The 8284-nt window shown below is 75.0% G+C and carries 7 protein-coding genes and 1 pseudogene; 5 read left to right on the top strand and 3 right to left on the bottom strand.

From position 1 onward, the window contains the following. The 3 genes and pseudogenes from EAO73_RS25450 to EAO73_RS25440 form a co-directional block, all read left to right on the top strand. Positions 1 to 698: pseudogene (locus tag EAO73_RS25450) on the top strand (hypothetical protein); the annotation flags it as partial. Next, complete coding sequence (locus EAO73_RS25445; protein WP_147973915.1) at positions 695 to 1405, top strand: DUF4255 domain-containing protein; 711 nt, start codon at positions 695 to 697, stop codon at positions 1403 to 1405. The pseudogene EAO73_RS25450 and the gene EAO73_RS25445, both read left to right, overlap by 4 nt. After that, on the top strand, positions 1402 to 3513 hold the full coding sequence (locus EAO73_RS25440; RefSeq protein WP_147973914.1) for an ATP-binding protein: 2112 nt from the start codon (positions 1402 to 1404) through the stop codon (positions 3511 to 3513). The genes EAO73_RS25445 and EAO73_RS25440 overlap by 4 nt, the downstream gene beginning before the upstream one ends. A gap of 9 nt (positions 3514 to 3522) precedes the next feature. Here the strand turns inward: EAO73_RS25440 and EAO73_RS25435 are convergent, their stop codons facing one another. Both EAO73_RS25435 and EAO73_RS25430 read right to left on the bottom strand, forming a co-directional pair. Then, positions 3523 to 4305 carry a thioesterase family protein gene (locus EAO73_RS25435; protein WP_132902864.1) on the bottom strand — a complete coding sequence of 261 codons (783 nt, stop codon included), beginning with the start codon at positions 4303 to 4305 and terminating at the stop codon, positions 3523 to 3525. Between the two features lie 84 nt (positions 4306 to 4389). Continuing rightward, entirely contained in the window at positions 4390 to 5010 is a 621-nt protein-coding gene (locus EAO73_RS25430; protein ID WP_147973913.1) for a TetR/AcrR family transcriptional regulator, read from the bottom strand. A 97-nt stretch (positions 5011 to 5107) separates the two neighbouring features. Here EAO73_RS25430 and EAO73_RS25425 point away from each other — a divergent pair, with 97 nt between their 5' ends. Together EAO73_RS25425 and EAO73_RS25420 are read left to right on the top strand one after the other, a co-directional pair. Beyond that, positions 5108 to 6133: a hypothetical protein gene (locus EAO73_RS25425; protein ID WP_147973912.1), complete on the top strand. Its 1026-nt coding sequence runs from the start codon at positions 5108 to 5110 to the stop codon at positions 6131 to 6133. Between the two features lie 93 nt (positions 6134 to 6226). Then, the gene (locus EAO73_RS25420) at positions 6227 to 7417 is read left to right on the top strand and encodes a flavin-containing monooxygenase (RefSeq protein ID WP_147973911.1); all 1191 of its coding nucleotides are present in this window, start codon (positions 6227 to 6229) and stop codon (positions 7415 to 7417) included. 3 nt (positions 7418 to 7420) lie between these two features. Here EAO73_RS25420 and EAO73_RS25415 read toward each other — a convergent pair. After that, positions 7421 to 8284: hypothetical protein (locus EAO73_RS25415; protein WP_147973910.1), on the bottom strand; the 864-nt coding region annotated here is incomplete at its 5' end.

The following is an 8284-nucleotide window of genomic DNA, read 5'->3' as shown; positions in this document are numbered from 1 at the left end:
CGCCCAAGCTGCCGCCGCCGGCCGCCCAGCCGCCCGCCCTGCCGCCCGCGCCCCAGGCCGGTCCCGGCGTCGTCGTCCGCGCGCAGCCCAGCCCCGGCTACGTCGGCGGCCGGGTCGTGGTGACGTACACCGTGCGCAACGGCAGGAACGCGCTGGCCACCGGTCTGCGGCTGCGGCTCGGGCTGCCCGCCCGCATCCCCGTGGCCACGCTCCCGCCCGGCTGCACCGGCGAGGTCTGCGAGGTCCCCGACCTGGCGCCGGGCGCCTCCTCGGTCCTGCGGGTCGTGCTCGCCCCCGACCACGCCCTGCGGACCAGGATCACCGGCACGCTGACGACCACCGGCACCGACGCGGACAAGGGCGACAACGTCTCCCGCATCCCGCTGCGCATCCTCCAGCCCCGGATCATCTCGGTGCCGGAGATCGGCAAGCCCGGCTTCGTCACCTCGGTACGCGGCAAGGACTTCCCGCCCGGCGCGCCGGTGAAGCTCGCCTGGAACCCCGGGATCACGGCCGCCGCCGCGCCCACACTGCCGGGCCGTGAGGGCACGTTCATCGCCCAGCTGCTGGTCATGGTGAAGGACCGGACAGGCCCGCGCACCATCACGGCGTCCGGGCCCGGCTTCTCGCCGGTGAAGACCGACTTCCTGGTCGTGACCGGCAACCTGGTGCCGCCGGACGAGATGGGACGCCGGTGATCCACGAAGTCGACGAGGGCCTGCGGCTGTTGCTGGTCGACGCGGGCCTGGAGGACAGCGGTGTCGAGCTGGTCTTCGACGCCCCGACGAAGGACTGGTCCGCCCGCCGCAACGCGCCCACGGTGAGCGTCTTCCTGTACGGCATCCGCGAGGACGCGACGCGCCGCCGCAGCGGCACGTCCGAGGAGTACGACGCCGAGGGCCTGATCACCGGACGGCGTACGCCCCCGCGCTGGTTCGAGCTGACCTATCTGGTCACCGCCTGGACCAACCGCCCCCAGGACGAACACCGCCTGCTCTCCGAGGTGTTGCGCTGCCTGATCCGCACGCGCGCCCTGCCCGGCCGCATGCTCACGGGCAGCCTCGCCGACCTCGGGCTCACGGTCGAGATGGAGGCCGCGTCGGCCGGTTCGGGCGACCGCCCGTCCACGGTGGACGTGTGGTCCGCGCTGGGCGGCGAGCTGAAGGCCGCGATCGACGTACGCGTATGGGCCCCGCTGTCCGGCGAGATCGAACCGGCCGGGCCGCCGGTCACGGAGGGCCTGCTCGTCCGCACCGCCCCCGCCGTGGACGGCGGGGCGACGGACCCGGGCCGCCGGCTGCGCTACGAGGACGGCGCGACGGACCCGGCGGGCCGCGGCTTCGCGGCGGAACGCGAACGGCAGTTGCCGCCGGGACGGCGCAGGCGCGGGGGTGCGGCCCGGTGACCACCGCGCAACGCGTCCCGGCCGGGCTCGACGCCCCGGACACCGCCGTCCCCGACCTCTGGGAGCGGCTCGGGCACATCGAGCGCCGGGTGCGGCTCGCCACCGCGCTGCGGCGCGAGAGCGACCCGGAGCCCGACGACCCGTTCCGGGGGCAGTACCTCACCCCGGCCGCCGCCGAACGCGTCCTGGACTCACGCGACGCGTTCCGCCCCGTACCGGACCTCGGCCCCGACGCCCCGCCCGAGCGCGGCCGGCTCGCGGAACTCGCGGACCGGTTCGGGCTGGTCGCGCCGGACCTCGACCTCCTGCTCGTCGCGATGGCGCCGGACATCGACGCCCGCTTCGAGCAGCTGTACGGGTATCTGAACGACGACCTGACCCGGCGCCGGGCGACCATCGGCCTCGCCCTCGAACTGTGCGGCCTGCCCGCCGCGGGACCCGGCCGCTTCCGGTTCTCCCCGTCCGCGCCACTGGTGTCATCCGGCCTGGTGGAGATCCTGGACGCCGAACGCCCCCTGCTCTCACGGATCCTGCGCGTCCCGGACCGGATCACCGCGCATCTGCTCGGTGACGACGAGGTGGACGCCCGGGTGCACGGCCTCGTCCGGGTGGCGGAGCCGCGGGAGGAGCCGGACACCGGACCGGTCACCCTGCGGATCGCGGCGGCGGCCGGCACCGGCGGCGGGCTCGTGCATCTGCTGGACCGGGGCGGCGACCCCGCCCGCCTCGCCACGGGCGCGCTCCTCGCGGCCGGGCTGCGTCCGCTCGTCGTGGACACCGCGGCACTGGCGGCGGCCCCCGAACCCGCGGGCGCCGTACGGATGCTGGCGACCGAGGCACGGCTGAGCGGCGGCGGACTCGTCCTCGGCCCGCTGGAGACGCTCGCCCCCGAGCAGCCCAAGGGCGCCGCCCTGCTCGGCGCCCTCTGCGCGGCGGTCGGCGGCGGCTCGCCCCTGGTCCTGTACGGGAAGAAGCACTGGGACCCGCTGTGGGCAGGCGAGAGCCCGGTGACGGTCGTGGTCCCGCCACCGGACCCGGCGGACGCGGTACGGCGGTGGCGCGGCGCGCTCGCGGACGCCGGTGCCGCCGCCGGGCCGGACGCCGGCGCCGGTATGGCCGACGGTCTCCTCGCGGACGCCACCCGGGCGTACCGGCTGGACTCCGGCCAGATCCGCCGGGCCGCCGACGTGGCCTCCCGGCTGGCCGCGCTGGAGGGCCGTCCGGTGGCGCCGGAGGACCTGCGGACCGCCGTCCGGGCGCAGAACGGCGCGGGGCTCGCCCGCCTCGCCCGCCGCATCGAGCCCACGGTCGGCTGGGACGACCTCGTCCTGCCCCCGGCGACCCGCCGCCAGCTGTCCGACCTGGCCCTGCGCGCCCGCCACCGGGACCAAGTGCTCGGCCGGTGGCGGATGCGGCCGGGAGGCGGACGGGGCCGGGGCATCGTCGCGCTGTTCGCCGGGGAGTCCGGGACGGGCAAGACGATGTCGGCGGAGGTGGTCGCGGCGGACCTGGGCATGGAGCTGTACGTCGTCGACCTGTCGTCCGTGGTGGACAAGTACGTCGGTGAGACCGAGAAGAACCTGGAGCGGATCTTCACCGAGGCGTCCGAGGTCAACGCGGTGCTGCTGTTCGACGAGGCGGACGCCGTCTTCGGCAAGCGCTCGCAGGTCAAGGACGCGCAGGACCGGCACGCCAACGTGGAGTCGGCCTACCTCCTCCAGCGCATCGAGTCCTTCGACGGCATCGCGGTGCTCACCACCAACCTGCGGGCCAATCTGGACGAGGCGTTCACCCGCAGGCTCGACGTGGTCGCCGACTTCCCCGTACCGGACGCCGAACAGCGCCTCGCCCTGTGGGAACGCTGCCTCGGTACGGAGATCCCCCGCGCCCCGGACCTGGACCTGGCGACGTGCGCGGAGCGCTTCGAGCTGACAGGCGGATCGATCCGGGCCTGCGCGGTCACCGCCGCGTACCAGGCGGCCGAGTCGGGCAGCGCGCTGGACACGCAGCAGCTGGTCGCGGCGGTCCTGGCGGAGTACCGCAAGCTCGGACGGCTCGTCCTGGAGAGCGAGTTCGGCCCCTGGATGGAGCGCACCCGGCGGCGCTGACGGGAACGGCTACAGCGGTCGTACGGTGAGGATCTGTTCGGCCCGGCCGACGGGTCCGTTGACGTCGTGCAGGACCGTGCTGGTCAGGCCCTGTCCGGTGGGGCCGAAGACGACCGTGGTGTCCAGGCCGGTCCAGCGGCCCTCGGGCTGCCGGTGCAGATGGATCGTCAGGTCGACGTTGGGGAACATCCACTCGGTGGGCTGCTCGCGTACGGCGATGCCGTTGGCGGTGTCGACGAGCGCCACGTACGAGGCCAGCGGCCCGGCGGTCTCGCCCGCAACCAGGTCGAGCGGCGTCGAGATCCAGGCGGTCGTGCGCCCCGGCAGCGGCGGGGCGAGCGGGCGGACGTCCAGCGAGGCGATGTAGCCGCCGGGCCAGAGGTCGGCCATCGGCCAGGGCGCCAGCGCCTCCGGCGGGGTGAGCCGGTCGTCCTCGCCGTCCGCCACCTCGGTGGTGTCCACGGGCGCCAGCGACCAGGCCCTGGCCCGTACGACGGGACGGCCCGCGATGAGGGCGACGGCCTCCACCAGCTCGATGGTGCGGCCGGGGCGGACGGTCTCGACGCGGATCTCGCACTCGTCCAGGGCGAGCCGCCCGAGGATGTCGAAGCTGATCCGGGACAGCAGCAGCCGCTCGCCCGGCCGCTCGGCGAGATGGCGCTCGACGGCATGCACGAGGAGCCCGCCGAACGGGCTGAAGTGCACCTCGTCCGTGCTCCACGCGCCGCTCGCGTGCGCGGTCGGCTTGTAGTGGTGTGCGTCGATGCGCTCGTAGTAGCTGCCGGTGCTCAACGGATGCTTCCCTCACGGCCGTACGGATCGGGCGCCCCCAGCGTGCCACCGGCGCCCGGGAGTCCGGCGACCGGGGCCCGCACGTCAGCGCCGCCGCTCCTCCGCCGCGTCCAGCGCCGGCCCGAGCGCGGTGAGCGCGTCCCGGAGCAGGTCGGGCAGCGAGCCCGTCGGCACGACCAGCCCTCCGGACCCGGCCGGGGTCAGCCAGTCCTGGAGTGCGACGCGGACCGCCGCGGCGACGCTCGCCGCGAGGACCCGCGCCACCGGCGCGCCCGCGTCCCCGAGACGGCTGCCGATCGCGGCGGCCAACGGCGCCTCGACCGTGGCGGAGGCGTCGAGGAACGCCTGCCGCAGCGCCGGGCCGGCGGTGACGAGCAGCAGCGCGTCGGGGTCGTCGGGGTCCGTGTACTGCTCCAGGATCGCCCGTGTCACGGCCTCGGACAGGGGGGCCGAGGCGGGCACGGCGGCCAGGGCCGCGGCGACCCGCGCCTCCCGTCCGGCGGTGACGGCGGCGACGATCGCCTGTTCGCGGCTGGAGAAGTAGTTGTTGTAGGTCCGGGGCGAGACCCCGGCCGCCTCCGCGATGTCGTCGACCCGGACGTTCCCGGGGCCGTCGCGCAGCGCCAGCCGCAGTGCCGCTTCGCGCAGCGCCACCCGCGTGGCCTGCTTCTTCTGCTCCCGCAGCCCGGTCCGTTCCGTCGTCACCCGGCCAGTATCCCGAGATTCTTGCGCGTACGCAAACTTGCGTGCACGCAACTTCAGGTCCTAGCGTGCGGGCCACCTACAGAAAGGCGGGCCCGCCATGCGAGCCAAGGGCATCTGTTACGACACCGGCTTCCTGCGCCACGGCGTGTACTCCCGGGCGCACTTCGACCCCGACGTGGTCCGGCGGGAGCTGGCGATCATCCGCGACGACCTCCACTGCACCGCCGTGCATCTCACCGGCGGCGACCCCGAACGCCTGGAACTCGCCGCCCGCCACGCGGCGGACCTGGGTCTGGAGGTGTGGTTCTCGCCGTACCCGCTGGAGCTGGCGGCCGACGAGATCCTGGCTCTGTTCGCCGACTGCGCGGAACGGGCCGAGCGGCTACGGGCCCAGGGCGCCGAGGTCGTGTTCGTCACGGGCGTCGAACTGAGCCTCATGAACCGCGGCTTCCTGGAGGGCGGCAGCGCCGAGGAGCGGGTGGGACTGCTGCTGGCCGACCCCGCCGGGCGGCGGGAACGGCTCACGGCGGTGGGCGCCCGCCTCAACCCCTTCCTCCGCGAGGCGGTGGCCGCGGTCCGGGCCCGGTTCGGCGGCAGAGTCACCTACGCGGCCGTCCAGTTCGAGGGCGTGGACTGGGACCCGTTCGACCTCATGACGTTCGAACTCATCCGGTCCGCCGAGGTGGCCGGTGTGTTCCGGGAGGGCGTACGCACCCTGACGGCCGGGGCCAAGCCGGTCGCCGTCACCGGCTTCGGGACCGCGACCTGGCGCGGCTCGGGCGAAGTGGCGCCGCGCAGCATGGAGATCGTCGAGACGGACCCGGCCACGGGCGCGCCGGTCCGGCTGGACGGGGTGTACGAGCGGGACGAGGCCGGCCAGGCCGCGTACGTCGGTGAACTCCTCGACATCTTCGACGGCGAGGGCGTCGACAGCGCCTTCCCGTTCCTCTTCGCGCTGCACAGCCACCCGCACCGCCCGGACGGCGACCCCCGCGACGACCTGGACCTCGCCTCCCTCGGCATCGTCAAGGTGTACGAGGACCGGGACGGCACCACGTACCCCGGACTGCCCTGGGAGCCGAAGGCCGCATTCGACGCGGTGGCCGACCACTACCGCACCTGACGCGGGCCGCCGCTCCGCGAGCGTGATCAATTCGCAATCGATTCCGGTCTTGACCGAGACCCATCAAGGAGTCACGCGATTACGCTCCGAAGCATGTCCGACAGCGCACCTACCGCCGGTAGTACCTCCCCGGCCCCCACCGACCTCACCGAGGACCGCCCCGTCTACGTCATCGGCGGCGGACCGGGCGGACTGGCCGCCGCGGCCGCCCTGCGCGCACGCGGCGTCCGGGCCGTCGTGCTGGAGAAGGCCGGAAGCGTCGGCGCGTCCTGGCGGGGCCACTACGACCGGCTGCACCTGCACACCACCCGGCGCTGGTCCGCGCTGCCGGGGTTGCCGATGCCCCGGAAGTTCGGCCGCTGGGTGGCCCGCGACAACGTGGTGCGCTACCTGGAGAAGTACGCCGAGCACCACGAGCTGGAAGTGATCACCGGCGTCGAGGTCTCCCGGATCGACCGGGCGGCGGACGGCACCGGCTGGCGGCTGAGCGCGAGCGGGGGCCGCGAACTGACCGGGCGGGCCGTCGTCGTCGCCACCGGCTTCAACCACACCCCGCGCCTGCCGGACTGGCCCGGCCGCGAGACCTTCACCGGCGAGCTGCTGCACGCGTCGGACTACCGCTCCCCCGCCCCGTACGCGGGCAAGGACGTCCTGGTCGTCGGCGTCGGCAACACCGGCGCGGAGATCGCCGTCGACCTCGTGGAGGGCGGGGCGTCGCGCGTACGGCTCGCGGTGCGCACCGTCCCGCACCTCGTGCGCCGCTCCACGGCGGGCTGGCCCGCGCAGGCGACCGGCATCCTGGTCCGCCGCCTTCCGGTGGCCCTGGTGGACCGGGCCGGCCGCCTGATGGCCCGCGCGGCCGTCCCCGACCTCTCGGAACACGGGCTGCCCCGCCCCGACACGGGTCTGTACTCCCGCGTCAAGGAGGGCGCGATCCCGGTCCAGGACGTCGGCCTGATCGACGCGGTGAAGCGCGGCCGGGTCGTCCCGGTGGCGGCCGTCGAGTCGTTCGACGAGGACGCGGTGGTGCTGGCGGACGGCACCCGGATCACCCCGGACGTCGTGATCGCCGCGACCGGCTACCGCCGGGCCCTCGAACCGCTGGTCGGCCACCTCGGGGTGCTGGACGAGCGGGGCCGCCCGGTGGTGCACGGCGCCCGCACCCCCAAGGAGGCCCCCGGCCTCTACTTCACCGGCTTCACCAACCCCATCAGCGGCATGCTCCGCGAACTGGCCCTCGACGCCGAGAAGATCGCCAAGCGGGCGGCCCGGAAGCGGCGTTGAGCGTCAGCGGGTGAGGGTGTACCAGCCCGGGTCGTCGGGGTCTCCGTACTCCGCGTTCAGCTTCAGCCCGCCGGACGTACCGCCGATCCGCCAGCCGTCGAGCCGGCCCAGCGCGCAGTGCTCCAGGTCGAGGCGCACGCGCTGGTCCCAGGTCGACGCGGAGTCGTCCCCCTCGTAGGACCAGGTACCCGTGCCGGTGCAGCGGTACCTGGCGAGGACCGCGTCCGCGTCGTCCTTGTGGGCGGCCGCGTGGTCCTTCAGGTTCTCGGCGCGGGCCGTGCCGTCGGGCGACAGCCGCAGCGTGCCGCCATGCCCGTCGGCCCAGGTGCCCGCGAGCCCGGCGGCGTCCGTCCTCGGCGGGGTGTACTCGGTGACCAGTCCGGTCCCGAACACCCCGGCCCCGACGACAAGCACGGCCACTGCCGCCGCCCCGCCGTACCCGAGCGTCCGCAGGAGCCGGCGACCGTGCAGCGCGGAGTCCCTGGCGATCAGGGCGGCCCCGGCCAGCAGCGCGGCACCGGTCAGCCAGGTGAGGGCCAGCGCTCCGGCCCCCAGGTGCCGGACGAGCCCGACGACGGCCGCGACCGCGACCGCCGCCACCGCCGCGACAGCCGGCACCCACCACCAGACGTCCCGCCCGGTCAGACGCCCGCTCAGCCGGCGGGCCGCCCACACCACCGGCAGCACCCCCGCCAGGCTCCCCCACAGCGCGGCCGGCACGCCGAAGAAGGCCAGGAACGGCACGACGAGCACCGCCCCGCCGGGCCCGTCCTGCGGGGCCGGGGACTCGACGGTGGTCGCCACCAGGCTGTACACCTCGAAGGCGAGCACCGTCCCCACGAGCAGCGCGCCCGCCCCCGCCACGAT

The organism is Streptomyces sp. col6 (assembly GCF_008042035.1).
Lineage (GTDB): Bacteria > Actinomycetota > Actinomycetes > Streptomycetales > Streptomycetaceae > Streptomyces.
The sequence above is the reverse complement of the archived record's forward strand: the minus strand, read 5'-3'. Positions and strand labels throughout refer to the sequence as shown.